The organism is Anabaena sp. WFMT (genome assembly GCF_051781005.1).
Taxonomy (GTDB): Bacteria; Cyanobacteriota; Cyanobacteriia; order Cyanobacteriales; family Nostocaceae; genus Anabaena.
This window is the reverse complement of record NZ_JBPWOA010000016.1, coordinates 250,888-264,083: the sequence shown is the minus strand read 5'-3', so window position 1 is coordinate 264,083 and position 13,196 is coordinate 250,888. Positions and strand designations below refer to the sequence as shown.

Here is a 13,196-nt window from a genome sequence, read left to right as displayed (position 1 = left end):
GAAATTTTTGGATATTTTTATTTGCGAGTCCCTTACTATATCCATCCTAGGAGATGAGTGGACGAACCACTGATGGAGTCAGCAGTTAAAATAATTCGTAATTATTTGGTTAACCGTCCAACTGCAAATCTATGACAGGCAACTTGTTGATTCTCTATGGTATCTCATTCACCTGTTTGGACACTATCAACTCAGGAAGTCTACGAAACTCTGTCAACTTCGTCACAGGGACTTTCCGAGGCAGAAACCGCAATCAGAATCAAGCATTACGGGTTTAATGAACTGCCCGAACCTGCCCGACGCTCTCTATTTCTCCGCTTCACAGACCAGCTAACCCATTTCATGGCACTCTTACTTTGGGTTGCAGGGACGCTGGCTTTTATCTCCGGTACACCTGAACTCGGTTGGGCAATTTGGGCAGTAATCTGGATTAATGCGGGGTTTAGTTTTTGGCAAGAATTCCAGGCTGAACAAGCGTTAGCAGCACTTAATAAAATGTTGCCCGCTAAGGCTAAAGTCTATCGAGATGGGACACTCTGTGAGATTGCTGTCAGGGAAATGGTGCCGGGAGATGTGATGGAGTTGGAAGAGGGCGATCGCATTTCCGCCGATGCCAGATTGGTTTCCGCCCAGTCTTTGTATGTTGATGTCTCGGTGCTGACTGGAGAATCGCTACCGGTGGCGAGAAATGCCGAACCTGTGGTCACGGAAAAGATGCGTGCTTCTGAAGCCAGCAATCTCATCTTTGCGGGTTCTACGGTTTCGGCTGGGCGTGGTTTAGCGGTTGTTTATGCTACAGGAACTCAAACAGAATTTGGTCAAGTTGCCCATCTAACTGCAAACTTGAAGCGAGAACCCAGCACCCTGGAAGTGCAAATCAACAGAGTCGTGCATATCATCACAGCGATCGCTCTGGGAATGGGTATTTTGGTGTTTTTGCTGACTCATCTATTGGTGGGGATGGGAACCAAAGAAAGCTTCATTTTTGCGATCGGCATTATTGTGGCCTTTGTCCCAGAAGGACTGCTACCCACAGTTACCCTGGCATTGGCAATTGGTGTCAAACGCATGGCTAAACGTAATGCTTTGGTGCGTCGTCTTTCGGCAGTGGAAACATTGAGTGCAACAACTGTCATCTGTACAGACAAAACCGGGACACTGACCAAAAATGAGATGACAGTGCGCCAACTCTGGATTCCCACAGATGAGATTGAAGTCACGGGAGCAGGTTACGAACCAAACGGAGAGATACGAGTCAAAAATCCACGCCAGGAGTCACAGGTAAAGCTACTGTTGGCAGGATCGGCTCTATGTTGCAATGCTCGTCTGAACCATCCAGCAGGTTCTAGTCAGTGGCAAGAAATTGGCGATCCTACCGAAGCCGCACTGTTGGTAGTGGCGCTAAAAAAGGGATTGAATCTGGAAGAACTACAGCATCAACTTCCCAGAAAACAGGAAATTCCCTTTGATTCCCGCCGTCGGATGATGAGTGTCGTCCTAGAAAGAACTGGGGAGGATTCAGGTTTAGAGTTGGAGTCCAAACCGCTCACGGCTCCCTATCTAATTTTTACCAAGGGATCACCATTGGATGTACTGCAACACTGTCAACAAATTCTTAAAGATGGGCAGATAGAAGAATTATCAGCAGCAGAAAGGGCGGAAGTGACTACCGCTAATGATGCTTTTGCCAGTCGGGGTTATCGAGTTTTGGGAGTTGCTACCCAGCAGAAGCAGGAAATTCAGCCACAAAATGCCCAGGAACTAGAGCAAAATCTGATTTTCGTTGGTTTAGTGGCAATGATTGACCCGCCTAGGCCAGAAGTTGCAGATGCGATCGCTAAATGCCATCAAGCGGGTATCCAAGTAACGATGGTAACGGGGGATTATGGACTCACAGCCGAAGCGATCGCTCGTAAAATTGGTTTAGTGAATGGTAAAGCTAGGGTGGTTACAGGTGAAGATATGGGACATCTCTCAGATGCCCAACTGCGTCAAATCTTACATCAAAAATCCGGGTTAGTCTTTGCGCGGGTGATGCCGGAACAGAAGTTAAGACTGGTTCAAGCTTACATTGCAATGGGTCATATCGTCGCCGTAACGGGTGATGGTGTGAATGATGCTCCAGCTTTGAGAGCCGCCAATATTGGCATTGCGATGGGGATGAGTGGTACAGATGTGGCGCGGGAAGCCGCTGATATCGTGCTGATTGATGATAACTTTGCCACCATCGTCAGTGCGATCGAACAGGGACGGGCTGTATATCAAAATATTAGAAAGTTTATCACCTACATCCTCTCATCCAACATGGCAGAATTTATCCCCTTTCTGGCAATGGTCTTTTTAAAGATTCCCCCAGCTTTGGTAATTCTGCAAATTCTAGCGATTGATTTGGGTACAGATATGCTTCCTGCCCTAGCTTTGGGTGCAGAACAACCGGAAGCAGGCATCTTACTACAACCACCCCGCAAAAAGTCGAAACCCTTACTGGATAAGTCGTTACTGCTGCGTGCTTATTGCTTTTTAGGGTTACTGGAAGGCTTGGCAGGAATGATCGGTTTTCTGCTGGTTTGGTGGGCAAATGGCTACGGAATTACCGAGTTGCAAGCGATAAATTCAGCTATTCTGGCGCACTCGGCGACTGCAACCCAGATGGCAATTTATCATCAAGCCACAACTGTGACACTGGCAGCGATCGTTGCTTGTCAGGATGGTAACGTTTTTGCCTGCCGCAGTGAGCGTGTCTCAATTTTTCACTTGGGCTTTTTTAGCAACCGTTTGATTTGGTTAGGTATCGCTGTTGAGTGGGCGCTGATTCTATCTATTATCTATGTCGCACCTTTGCAAAAAATCTTTGCAACCGCACCCTTAGCTCCCGTGCAATGGTTAATGCTGCTCCTTTGTCCACCATTGATACTCATGGCTGATGAATTACGAAAGCGCGGTAGCTTATCAGTTTGAGATGGCTAATTCTACAATCAACTGAATCTTTAGGAGAATAATAATGTTAGATATCGACGAAATGGGACAAAAAGAAATACACGAACTGCTACATCAAGTAGGATACGGTCATCTTGGCTGCGTACACGAAGGCAAACCCTACGTAATGCCAATGTATTATTATCTCAAAGATTCCGACATCTACTTGTTTACAACGGTCGGCATGAAAACTCATGACATAGATGCGAATCCAGAAATCTGCCTACAGGTGGAAGAAATTCAAAATCCACTCCATTGGCGCAGCGTGATTGTTAATGGTCGAGCCGAGCGCCTCACAGAGCAGCAAGAAATTGACAACGCTATACAATTCATCAAAGAGCGCAATGCAACCCTTTCTCCGGCGATCAATCGAACGTGGATTGACTCTTGGGGACGTGCAGAAGTAATTGCAATCTACCGCATCCACGAAAGTGAAATGAGCGGACGCACGACTGATGGAGTCAGCAGTCGGTAAGAACCGGGATACCTCAACCGTTGAGACGTTTGAAAGAGTTAGAGCTTATCACAAAATAACTTTGACATTCATTGAGTTAGAAATACTCTCTGAGTAGGCTTATTAAACAAGTAAGTAGGCGTGATTAAACCGAACTATGTAGAGGGTAAGGGAAAAAGGGGAAAACCTTTCTTCTCACCCTTTATCCTTCTCAATATAGTTATGTTTATTTTCACTGAAATTATAATATTGTAAATTTTTTCTTACTTTGATAAAAAAATAGCCTTGAGCAAGCCAATTTTTACCCGCCCGAATTTATGTTCATAATTCACTGATGTATGTCTAATTATAGATAACATCCCAATCAAAACTGTTTCTAGCTATAGATGATATTTAAATATTTTAATTCTAGAATTAGAAGGTTGAGTAAAGAAAGAATTAATTATAGAATAGACGTTTTGGGAATTTATAGGTTGATCTTCGCTTCCTCAATTTGGCTTTCAGAGACATCATCTCAAAAAAGTAATGAATTTTCATCACTTTATATCTGAATAAAAAAGGAAAATATGTTGAATCTCATCTGGACTGCTGTTGTTGTGCTTTTCATTCTCTGGTTGTTAGGATTCTCAATTCACATTGGCGGCAGCTTAATTCACCTGCTTTTAGTTTTGGCGCTGATTGGCATTGTCTACAACTTATTTATAGGGCGACGTATTGTCTAATAACTGTTTTAACTAAGAAAACTCTGACTGGTTTGCAAGTCAGAGCGATCGCAATATCGAAAACACTTAGTAACAAACACTATGACAAATCTACCTGGATGGTATTGTGGGACTGACCCTTTTATTGTAAGAGAGTGATTTAATGGAGAATACATTGTTAAATCAAGTGTTTCGAGACAGTGAAGGCAAAATAGTTCTAGCTCAGATGCCAAATCTACCACTCATTTTCTGGATTGTAGCTAGTTTATTAAAGATAATTTTTACAACAGGTAAAATTAATACAGGATTGGATTTATTAGCTTTTGGCGCGTTATTTACTTGGGCTTGGGAAGAATTATTTCAAGGCGTTAATTACTTTCGTAGAACATTAGGTTTCCTTGTACTTGTTGGTCTTATGGCGTTGAAAATTCAATAAATAGATAAGCATAAATAAACTCAACCTAAAAATCCAAGAAAATATATGCTGTTCAAAAATTTGTTCTCAACAATTCTGCTCGGACTCACATTATCGATCTACCTCTTTTTTAGCCTTGGACAACCTTCCATCTCTGCTGCTTCCTTCCTTCCATCTACATTGGGAGTAGAGTTTGCAGCAGTTTCACCGAATCTGCAATCAGGAGTCGATCGCTTTCTGACATCAATTCCACCAGGCTATTACACGATCGCCAGTGTGGAAGGGTTAAAAAACCTATTAAAGAACCCTCAAACCCTGTTGGTGGATGTGAGAGAACCCTCTGAGTATAAGTCTGGACATATACCGAACGCGATCAATATTCCCCTCCGAACCCTGACTCATAATCTGGATCAAATTCCGCATGATAGCGAAGTGGTGCTGTACTGTTCTTCCGGTTATCGCTCCGCAATGGGGGTAATGACGCTGCACCTTGAGGGTTATGAGAATGTGCAGGGTTTTCCACCTAGCTTTGCAGGTTGGCAAGCAGCAGGAGAGGCAATCGCCAAATCATAACTGTGTGAAATGAGGCAGGAAAGACTGAGAAACAATACCAAAATAGGCAGTAATTTTTCCATCTAAATTATGCTTCAGATGCCTGAAATTTGAACTTTTACAAGATTACGAAAAAACCTAAACTTGTCGTAGGGGTTTAGCATTGCTCAACCCCTACCTTATGGAATAAAACGATCAATATTGTTTGAAAAAGTTAATTTTTTAACTGTTTTGAATATAACTGAGCGCGATACGCCATCGCAGATTAATAACGATTCATATTGGATGCCGACAAAAATCTTTTTCAGCAAACCCTACTTACGCTGCACCGTTCTTTATCATTTGGCTCAAAATCTTTTGCACAATTTGCACTCCTGTCACAGCTTGCCAGCCAAACAATCCCAACAGAATCAGGTTCAGCGAAACGTGGATGCTGCGAACCCAGTCATGCTTCTGCATGAAGGGAACCAACGCCGCAGAAGTAGAAATTAACCCCACCATCCCTAAGCCAGCAAACAGATGGGGGGCCAATCACAATCTTGCCACTGTTGAGATAGGTAACAGTGATTCCCCCGATCGCACCCGTTACCATCAGCGCCAGGAGGATGGAGCCAATTTGGTGATGCCGGATGGCGAACCGACCCTTCACCAATTCTTTCTTGATATCTCCATCTGCCAGCCTCGTCCGTCGGACTTGCACACCCAGGTACATGGCATAGAGCGCAACGACCAGCAATATCCACATAGTAACAGGGTGGAAAAAGCTGAGATAGGGTTTGAAAGCCGCTAAACTTTCCATGCTCATAACTTTGATATCCTAAGTAGTTGCTTATACTTAATTTAGTTTGCCATAGTATGTATAAATCCCCAGTCATTCATGAGATATAGTATTTAGAAATCCCCAGTCAGTCTTCAGACAGATTTTGTGGAAACGCTCTTGAACAAACATCATTTATTCTCACAATTCAGATAGATGGATTGTCATAACTAACTTGTTATATTAAAGACAGTTACAAGAAAAGTATTGCAATACCTTGAGAGTCGCTTCTTGCATTATTGCACCAAGGTTTTTGTAATGCATTCAATATCGGAGATTACAGTTATGAAAACGAATGTTGGTTCGTTAGATCGCCTGATCCGTCTGTTGTTGGCTTCGGCATTGTTTTATATAGGAATATTCCCTTACGGCAGTACAGGATTGGGTATGATTCTTGTCTTCGCAGGTAGCGTATTGCTGGTAACAGCTTTAGTAGGATTTTGCGGTATTTATAGCCTCCTGGGAATTCGTACCAGCCAGATCAACGAGCAACTTTAGAAGAATTCACTCATCTGCTCTTAAGGAGATCCATACATGGACAATAGTATTCCCATCGAAAGTCCATCCCTATCACGGCGGCAACTTCTCAACTTTCTTACTGGAGCCGCTGTTGCTGTAACCGCAGGTTCCGCACTCTATCCGCTGGGAAAGTTTTTCATTGCTCCAGCAGAAAAAACAGGAGCGGGAGGTGCTATTCTTGCTAAAGATATTTTAGGGAATCAAATCCCAGCCTCGCAAATCTTGGCTGAACCGCCAGAAACCCGCGCCCTAGTTGCTGGTTTGGCAGGAGAACCCACCTATCTGGTTGTCAAAGAAGATCACACCCTGGATCATATCGGGCTTGTCGATAACTGCACTCACCTCGGTTGTACCTTTCCCTGGAATCCCCTGGATGAGCAGTTTCAATGTCCCTGTCATGGTTCCCGCTATGCCCCTGATGGGTCAGTGGTGCGTGGTCCGGCTCCTCTACCGCTGAAAATTGTCCAGGTTGCAGTCATCGACAACAGCATTTTAATCTCGCCGTGGATAGAAACTGATCCCCGCACTGGAAAAAAGCCCTGGTGGGTATAAGGATAAGGTGATATGGAACCCATTCGTATTTTTTACTTTTCCGATATTCTTTGCATTTGGGCTTATATTGCCCAGGTTCGTTTGGATGAGTTGAAAACAACCTTTGAAGACAAGATTCTGATCGCACAGCACTTTGTCCCCGTCTTTGGTGTTGCTCGTGAAAAGCTGGAGAACCGATGGCGCGAACGCGGTGGTTTGCCAGGATACAGCCATCATGTCCAGGAAGTTGCGAAAAAGTTCGATCACATCACCGTTCATCCTGATATTTGGACTAACGTTACACCGCCTTCATCCACATCCTGTCATTTGTTTCTCCATGCGATTCAACTACTAGAAACGAAAGGTTTGGTAGAGGGAGATCAACAGGGATTTGAAAAAGCAACCTGGGCATTTCGGGAGGCTTTTTTTACCCAACTGGCAAACATTTCTGATCGTAAGGTACAATTTGGAATTGCGGAGGAGTTAAGACTGCCGATCGCTGCTATTGAAGCTCAGATCGATAGTGGTGAGGCTTATGCCCAGCTATCCAAGGATTTGGAATTAGTCAAAGAACATACGGTTACAGTCAGCCCCACTCTGATTTTTAACGAAGGAAGACAGAGACTCAACGGCAATGTGGGCTACCGGGTCATCGAAGCCAATATTCGGGAGTTACTACACAATCCTCCAGGAGAACAATCCTGGTGTTAGAAATGCAAGCATTAATGAAAAGATGCGATTGCCATCAAAATGCACCCCATGAAAAAACCACTTTTATTTGATAAACGCTTGGTTGTATTGGGAATATCTCTATTGCTCTACATAATAGCACTTAGCTTGCCAGCACTTGCTTTTGATATAGTTGATAACCAGACAAAGCAGACAAGTTTTATTTCTGTTATGAAGGGGGCTGAAGTTACAATTTGGGGACTACTTGGATTATTCTTTCTTCAAATTCCAGCTATTGGCTGGTTAGCCAATCCCCTTTATTGGTTTTCCTGTAAATTGTTTGTACAGAAAAAATACAAATTCTCAATAGTTTCTGCTTTTATTGCAATTATTGTCGGCTTTACAGGAACAATATCAGCATACTGGCTGACTTTACCCAATGGTAGTAATCCCTATAGTCATCTTCTATTAACTAAGTTACTTCCTGGTTTCTGGTTATGGCTTGCAGCTCCAGGATTTCTGATGATTATTGCTAGTTACTTTGCTTATACGAAATACAAGAATCGCCTCGTGTTAAGCCAGAAGCTTTCCAGAAATCTTTTGGATGAAAAGTGAACGAATCAGGATTTATATAGCAGGCAAAACAATGAGATCGAAGCTATACGGTTTGGTTGCGTGTTTAACAGCTTTGAGCCTGTTAACAGGTTGCTCTCTCAGTTTGGGTGGGCTGAGAGGCTCTGGAATAGCGAAGACTGAATCTAGAGAGGTGGCTGGATTCTCATCTATTTCTAGTAAATCCATCGGCAAAATCACGATACAGCAAACAGGAAAAGAGTCTCTCACGATTACCGCCGACGACAACATTCTGCCGTTGCTAGAAAGTCGTGTAGCTGACAATGTTCTGTATCTCACCATCATGAAAGATACCAATATGAATCCCACCAAGCCCATTGAGTTCGTTGTGGAGGTGAAGAGCCTAGAGAGCTTGAATATAGATGGTGTTGGTAGTATTGAAGTCAAGGATATCCAAGGTAAACGGTTGTCAGTTTCCCTTGATGGGGTGGTTAGCCTAGCGATCGCTGGCAGTGTTGATGTGCTGGAACTCGATCTTTCCGGGGTTGGAAGTTTCCAAGGTGAGAATTTCAAGACTAAGCAAGCTACGGTTCGCCACAGCGGCGTGGGGAGTGCGGTGGTTAATGTGAGTGAGCAGTTGGATGCGACTGTATCCGGTGTGGGTTCAGTAGAGTATATTGGCTCTCCTCAAGTCCGGGAATCTGGGCGGGGCGTGGGGTCAGTCAAGAAACGTTAGCTAATTCATTTATTGATAATTGAATTAACAAATATAGGTAAGTATTATGTGGATAAAATGGATTGCAAATACAGGTATTTTTATTATAGTCTGCCTTGTAATTGCTGCCATTTATGGTGGTTATCGGTGGCAGTTGGATACTGATAAATTACGCGCCAAATTAACAAATGGACGGCGGACAATTAAGCCCCAAATCTACGATCAAAAAGAAATTGAAGGCTTGCCAGCCCCCGTACAAAGATTCTTTCGGACAGTACTCAAGGATGGACAAGCAATTGTGGCTGCGGTCAAATTCTCTCAGCAAGGACAGTTTAATTTGAGTGAAACTGAAGCCAAGTGGAGTCCATTTACCGCCACCCAATTTGTAATTACTCAACGTCTGGGTTTTGATTGGGATGCACGTATCCAAATGGCTCCAGGACTAAATGCATTTGTCCATGATACATATCTGTTAGGAGAGGGCAATTTGCACGCATCATTGCTCGGTCTTTTCACTGTTATGAAAATGAGCGTTACACCTGAATTAAATCAAGGTGAATTGTTAAGGTTATTTGCTGAGGCAGTTTGGTATCCCACCGCCCTATTACCCAGCCAGGGCGTATCCTGGGAAGCGATTGATGACACTTCCGCTCGTGGTACTCTGACCAACGGTACAACCACAGTCTCCCTTGTATTTCAGTTTAATGCTGAAGGTGCTATCTCTACTATTCGGGCTGAGGCTCGTTATCGAATGGATGGTGACAAGCTGACTGCCATGCCCTGGAATGGCAGGTTTTGGAACTATACAGTTCAGAATGGGATGCTTATTCCCTTGGAAGGTGAAGTGGGATGGGAGCATCCAGAAGGCACTCGGCTCTATTTCCAAGGAAAGATTGCAGAGATTAACTATGAGTTTGCACAGTGAGCAACAGCGATCGCTCACCAACACCTGTTAAGCACTTTATGCTCATTTTGACATTGATAACTCAACCTTACAATCGAAACAGGCGATCAAGATTATCCATGCCATTGAGAACCAGAAAGCCATGTTTAATATCCCTCACAAGTTCCTCAACTTGTTGGTCTAGACTCTCACTTTATATCTTGGTATAGGATTTAGCATTAGTTTACTAAATTGCTATGGAGTCATACTTACTTTGAGAAAAACGAAAAAGAGAATCTGGCAGTTAACTAAGCTGAATTAGAGAATACAAAAAAGGAGTTATGTCATGAATGCTATCAAGATTGAAATTTTGGGTACAGGCTGCAAAAAATGCCAACAGTTAGAGGCAAACGCTCAAGAAGCTGTGGCAAATCTGAATTTAACTGCTGAAGTTCTGCACATTACCGACCCAATCGAAATTGCTAAACGAGGTGTGATGTCTACTCCCGCTATGACAATCAATGGCAAAGTTGTCAGCAAAGGTCAAGTCATCAGTCCCGAACAAATTCAGCCCCTATTGCAGCGTTAAAGAGGCAAATTGATGTTCGATCCGTTTTATCCGTTTGATTGGTTAGCAACCCAGATCGTTACCCAACTCTTGGGCTTGTCGATTTCATCGCATTTAGGATCAAGTCTGCACTTCTTTCTTTATGATGTGCCAAAAGTCTTAACATTACTGATTGTAATTAGCTTTATTGTTGGGACATTTCAAAGCTTTTTAGAACCAGAGCGCGTTCGCTCTTTGCTAGAAGGAAAGCGCACTTTTGCAGGAAATATTTTGGCAGCAATGGTGGGAATAGTTACACCATTCTGTTCTTGTTCTGCGGTTCCTTTGTTTATCGGCTTTTTAGAAGCAGGTGTACCTTTAGGTGTGACTTTTTCTTATTTGATGGCAGCACCAATGGTAAATGAGGTTGCTGTTATCCTTCTCTGGGGATTGTTTGGGTTGAAGGTGACGCTGATCTACATTGGCTTTGGCGTGGGTTTAGCGATCGCTTCTGGATATATCATCGGACTCCTGAAATTAGAAAAATGGGTAGAACCATTTGTTTGGGAACTGCAAAAATCTCGTCAAGCAATACCTCTAGAAGGTGAAGACACCCTAGAACCAGTGGCGTTAACGTGGGGACAAAGATTTGAGCAAGGAAGATTCCAATCCAGTGAAATTGTGCGATCGGTTTGGCTCTATGTAGTGGGTGGAATTGCGATTGGTGCAGGGATTCATGGTTATGTGCCGACAGATTTTATTACCCAATATGCAGGCGCGAATAATCCTTTTGCAGTGCCGATCGCGGTAATTTTGGGTGTTCCACTCTATGCAAATATCGCGGGTGTAATGCCAATTACTGAAGCTTTGGTAAATAAAGGAATGCCTATGGGTACAGTTTTAGCCTTCACGATGGCGGTAACAGCACTATCTCTTCCGGAAATGGTGATTCTCAAAAAAGTGCTAAGACCCCAATTATTAGCCGTATTTGTCGGGTTAATGACCGTTGGTATTATCAGCATTGGCTACATATTCAACGCCATAATTAATTGAAGCGATCGCATCTCCAAATCTGATCAAATGCTGGTCATCTACCTTCTCCTAACTTTCACCTTTGTTAACAACTCATCTTTGATCCGGTTGAGAATTGAAGTTTCATCCAAAGTTGCCAAAATTTGACTAACTACCGCTTTTGGCCCTTCTGCCCCCCAAGTTGCCCCATTAGCTAAATAAGCTTTAGTGACTTGTCCAATGCCATAAGACGACACTCCAGCTACTCCTCCTTGAGTTATGGCTACTGATAAATATGGGGCTAGGGCAATTCCGGCTGTAGCTGATGCAGAGATACCCAATAAACTTTTTAGACCACTCAAACCTAAATTTGCTAGTAGTTCACTCGCACCGATACCGCCCATACTCAGGGCAATTTTTTGTAGCAACTGCACAGCACCGCTTTCGGTCATAGGGATGCCGTAAAGTTTAGATAAACCGAGAATTAAAGCAATATCAATAACTACACCACTAAGTATATCAACTACAGTCACAGGATTGAGTGCGATCGCAACTGCTTTAGTCATCACCGCTTTCCAAATCAACTGATTCGCATTCTCTTCCCTAATCATCAATTTTCGCTGCACAACCTGCTCATTCACCGTATCAGCATAAAGCATCGAATTCAAAGCCACTAATGCTTTACCCTCACGTTGGAGAATCTCTAAAATTTTCAACTTTAATTCATCAACTTGAGCATCACCTGAACGCAATTGTACGCCCCTAGTCCCATCAGCACGACGCACTGCCGTTTTTACCAAAGGTGAAGCCGCAGACATCACAATCTCATCCGGTGAAACCAGTTCACGCACCCTCTCATCCCGGATTTTGTGGTAAATTGCCATCCTGTCAGCTTCTGGGTATTGGTCAACTTTATTAAACACCAAAATAATCGGTTTACCAGCTTCCCGCAGTTGAGAAAGCGCCTCATGTTCCATCTTTGTGATATCAGCAGTAATCACAAACAAAATTAAATCTGCTTGTTTTGCTATCTGTTCAGCCAACACCGCACGGGTTTCCCCATCAACTTCATCTAATCCAGGAGTATCAATTAATTCAACTTGGGACTGACTACTAGTACCTAAAGTCACTCGCAAAGCTTTTTCCTTTTTACCAATTGTTTCTTCTGTAATTCTCCAATTCACCTTTTGTTCGGTACGGGTAACACCATGCAAAGGGCCAGTTTCAAAAACTGATTCACCAACCAAAGCATTAAGCAAAGAAGACTTACCACGTCCCACCATCCCAAAAGCAGCAATTTGCACCACCATACTTTCTAATTTTAAGAGCATGATTTCTAGGTCGGCAATTTCTGCCTCCAATCCAGATTTTTCTTGGACAGTGAGGTCGAGATTATTAACTAAATTTCTCAGCGCTGTTTTGGCTTGTTTATAGTTGAGTTCAGACTGAATATCTTCAAAGGTAAAAATGGCACTGTCCAATTCTTCTTCCCAGTTGGGTAATTCGTTTGCAGAGGGTTCTGGTAATGTTGATGTCATGTTGATTTATGAATTTTGAATTGACCTCGCTTCTGATCTTAGTAACTTTTAGCAGGAGTTTGAGAAAATAGGACAGAGAAAATTACTATAATCCAGAACTTACGTAACTGACATATTTAGTCGGGTGCGTCAGATGTCGAAAATATTTTGATTGTTACCGCATTATTAAGTCTGACACACCTTACCAGAGGTATTCATTGCTTAAGTCCTATAATCCTTGCCTAATCACTGATAATCTCCGTTTTCCGTTGTTTTTGCAATTTTACTGAATTTTAATTAAAGTTACAGTAAAGTT

14 protein-coding genes and 1 pseudogene are annotated in these 13,196 nt (G+C 43.0%); 13 read left to right on the top strand and 2 right to left on the bottom strand.

The window, feature by feature from the left end; translation table 11 throughout:
- Nucleotides 1-156 precede the first annotated feature (156 nt).
- The 5 genes from ACSQ6I_RS08730 (at nt 157) to ACSQ6I_RS08710 (ending at nt 5,119) form a co-directional block, all read left to right on the top strand.
- A complete protein-coding gene (locus ACSQ6I_RS08730; protein ID WP_438889955.1) occupies nt 157-2,958 on the top strand; it encodes a cation-translocating P-type ATPase in 2,802 nt (933 codons plus the stop codon).
- A 43-nt stretch (nt 2,959-3,001) separates the two neighbouring features.
- Nucleotides 3,002-3,451: a pyridoxamine 5'-phosphate oxidase family protein gene (locus ACSQ6I_RS08725; RefSeq protein WP_438889954.1), complete on the top strand. Its 450-nt coding sequence runs from the start codon at nt 3,002-3,004 to the stop codon at nt 3,449-3,451.
- Nucleotides 3,452-3,996: 545 nt separating this feature from the next.
- Nucleotides 3,997-4,152 (top strand): lmo0937 family membrane protein, encoded by a 156-nt coding sequence (locus ACSQ6I_RS08720; protein WP_438889953.1) that lies wholly within the window; start codon nt 3,997-3,999, stop codon nt 4,150-4,152.
- 142 nt (nt 4,153-4,294) lie between these two features.
- Nucleotides 4,295-4,567, top strand: a complete 273-nt coding sequence (locus ACSQ6I_RS08715; protein WP_438889952.1) for a hypothetical protein — start codon at nt 4,295-4,297, stop codon at nt 4,565-4,567.
- A 45-nt stretch (nt 4,568-4,612) separates the two neighbouring features.
- Nucleotides 4,613-5,119: a rhodanese-like domain-containing protein gene (locus tag ACSQ6I_RS08710; RefSeq protein WP_438889951.1), complete on the top strand. Its 507-nt coding sequence runs from the start codon at nt 4,613-4,615 to the stop codon at nt 5,117-5,119.
- Nucleotides 5,120-5,416: 297 nt separating this feature from the next.
- Here the strand turns inward: ACSQ6I_RS08710 and ACSQ6I_RS08705 are convergent.
- Nucleotides 5,417-5,903 (bottom strand): annotated as a pseudogene (locus tag ACSQ6I_RS08705) (DUF4079 domain-containing protein).
- Between the two features lie 297 nt (nt 5,904-6,200).
- On the opposite strand from ACSQ6I_RS08705, the gene ACSQ6I_RS08700 reads away from it, so the two are divergent.
- The 8 genes from ACSQ6I_RS08700 (at nt 6,201) to ACSQ6I_RS08665 (ending at nt 11,405) form a co-directional block, all read left to right on the top strand.
- The gene (locus ACSQ6I_RS08700; RefSeq protein WP_438889950.1) at nt 6,201-6,413 is read left to right on the top strand and encodes a YgaP family membrane protein; all 213 of its coding nucleotides are present in this window, start codon (nt 6,201-6,203) and stop codon (nt 6,411-6,413) included.
- A gap of 36 nt (nt 6,414-6,449) precedes the next feature.
- Nucleotides 6,450-6,986, top strand: a complete 537-nt coding sequence (gene petC / locus ACSQ6I_RS08695; protein ID WP_438889949.1) for a cytochrome b6-f complex iron-sulfur subunit — start codon at nt 6,450-6,452, stop codon at nt 6,984-6,986.
- Nucleotides 6,987-6,998: 12 nt separating this feature from the next.
- On the top strand, nt 6,999-7,676 hold the full coding sequence (locus ACSQ6I_RS08690; protein ID WP_438889948.1) for a DsbA family oxidoreductase: 678 nt from the start codon (nt 6,999-7,001) through the stop codon (nt 7,674-7,676).
- Between the two features lie 48 nt (nt 7,677-7,724).
- A complete protein-coding gene (locus ACSQ6I_RS08685) occupies nt 7,725-8,249 on the top strand; it encodes a hypothetical protein (RefSeq protein WP_438889947.1) in 525 nt (174 codons plus the stop codon).
- A 31-nt stretch (nt 8,250-8,280) separates the two neighbouring features.
- Complete coding sequence (locus ACSQ6I_RS08680) at nt 8,281-8,943, top strand: GIN domain-containing protein (protein WP_438889946.1); 663 nt, start codon at nt 8,281-8,283, stop codon at nt 8,941-8,943.
- 46 nt (nt 8,944-8,989) lie between these two features.
- Nucleotides 8,990-9,847 carry a DUF6920 family protein gene (locus ACSQ6I_RS08675; RefSeq protein WP_438889945.1) on the top strand — a complete coding sequence of 286 codons (858 nt, stop codon included), beginning with the start codon at nt 8,990-8,992 and terminating at the stop codon, nt 9,845-9,847.
- A 304-nt stretch (nt 9,848-10,151) separates the two neighbouring features.
- Entirely contained in the window at nt 10,152-10,394 is a 243-nt protein-coding gene (locus ACSQ6I_RS08670; RefSeq protein WP_438889944.1) for a thioredoxin family protein, read from the top strand.
- 12 nt (nt 10,395-10,406) lie between these two features.
- Nucleotides 10,407-11,405: a permease gene (locus tag ACSQ6I_RS08665; RefSeq protein WP_438889943.1), complete on the top strand. Its 999-nt coding sequence runs from the start codon at nt 10,407-10,409 to the stop codon at nt 11,403-11,405.
- Between the two features lie 38 nt (nt 11,406-11,443).
- Here ACSQ6I_RS08665 and ACSQ6I_RS08660 read toward each other — a convergent pair whose 3' ends face one another.
- Nucleotides 11,444-12,901 (bottom strand): GTP-binding protein, encoded by a 1,458-nt coding sequence (locus tag ACSQ6I_RS08660; protein ID WP_438889942.1) that lies wholly within the window; start codon nt 12,899-12,901, stop codon nt 11,444-11,446.
- Nucleotides 12,902-13,196: the final 295 nt, after the last annotated feature.

Coding starts and splice junctions, on each gene's coding strand:
- ACSQ6I_RS08730 (WP_438889955.1), top strand. CDS start 157: ATGGTATCTCATTCACCTGTTTGGACACTATCAACTCAGGAAGTCTAC.
- ACSQ6I_RS08725 (WP_438889954.1), top strand. CDS start 3,002: ATGTTAGATATCGACGAAATGGGACAAAAAGAAATACACGAACTGCTA.
- ACSQ6I_RS08720 (WP_438889953.1), top strand. CDS start 3,997: ATGTTGAATCTCATCTGGACTGCTGTTGTTGTGCTTTTCATTCTCTGG.
- ACSQ6I_RS08715 (WP_438889952.1), top strand. CDS start 4,295: ATGGAGAATACATTGTTAAATCAAGTGTTTCGAGACAGTGAAGGCAAA.
- ACSQ6I_RS08710 (WP_438889951.1), top strand. CDS start 4,613: ATGCTGTTCAAAAATTTGTTCTCAACAATTCTGCTCGGACTCACATTA.
- ACSQ6I_RS08700 (WP_438889950.1), top strand. CDS start 6,201: ATGAAAACGAATGTTGGTTCGTTAGATCGCCTGATCCGTCTGTTGTTG.
- petC (WP_438889949.1), top strand. CDS start 6,450: ATGGACAATAGTATTCCCATCGAAAGTCCATCCCTATCACGGCGGCAA.
- ACSQ6I_RS08690 (WP_438889948.1), top strand. CDS start 6,999: ATGGAACCCATTCGTATTTTTTACTTTTCCGATATTCTTTGCATTTGG.
- ACSQ6I_RS08685 (WP_438889947.1), top strand. CDS start 7,725: ATGAAAAAACCACTTTTATTTGATAAACGCTTGGTTGTATTGGGAATA.
- ACSQ6I_RS08680 (WP_438889946.1), top strand. CDS start 8,281: ATGAGATCGAAGCTATACGGTTTGGTTGCGTGTTTAACAGCTTTGAGC.
- ACSQ6I_RS08675 (WP_438889945.1), top strand. CDS start 8,990: ATGTGGATAAAATGGATTGCAAATACAGGTATTTTTATTATAGTCTGC.
- ACSQ6I_RS08670 (WP_438889944.1), top strand. CDS start 10,152: ATGAATGCTATCAAGATTGAAATTTTGGGTACAGGCTGCAAAAAATGC.
- ACSQ6I_RS08665 (WP_438889943.1), top strand. CDS start 10,407: ATGTTCGATCCGTTTTATCCGTTTGATTGGTTAGCAACCCAGATCGTT.
- ACSQ6I_RS08660 (WP_438889942.1), bottom strand. CDS start 12,901: ATGACATCAACATTACCAGAACCCTCTGCAAACGAATTACCCAACTGG.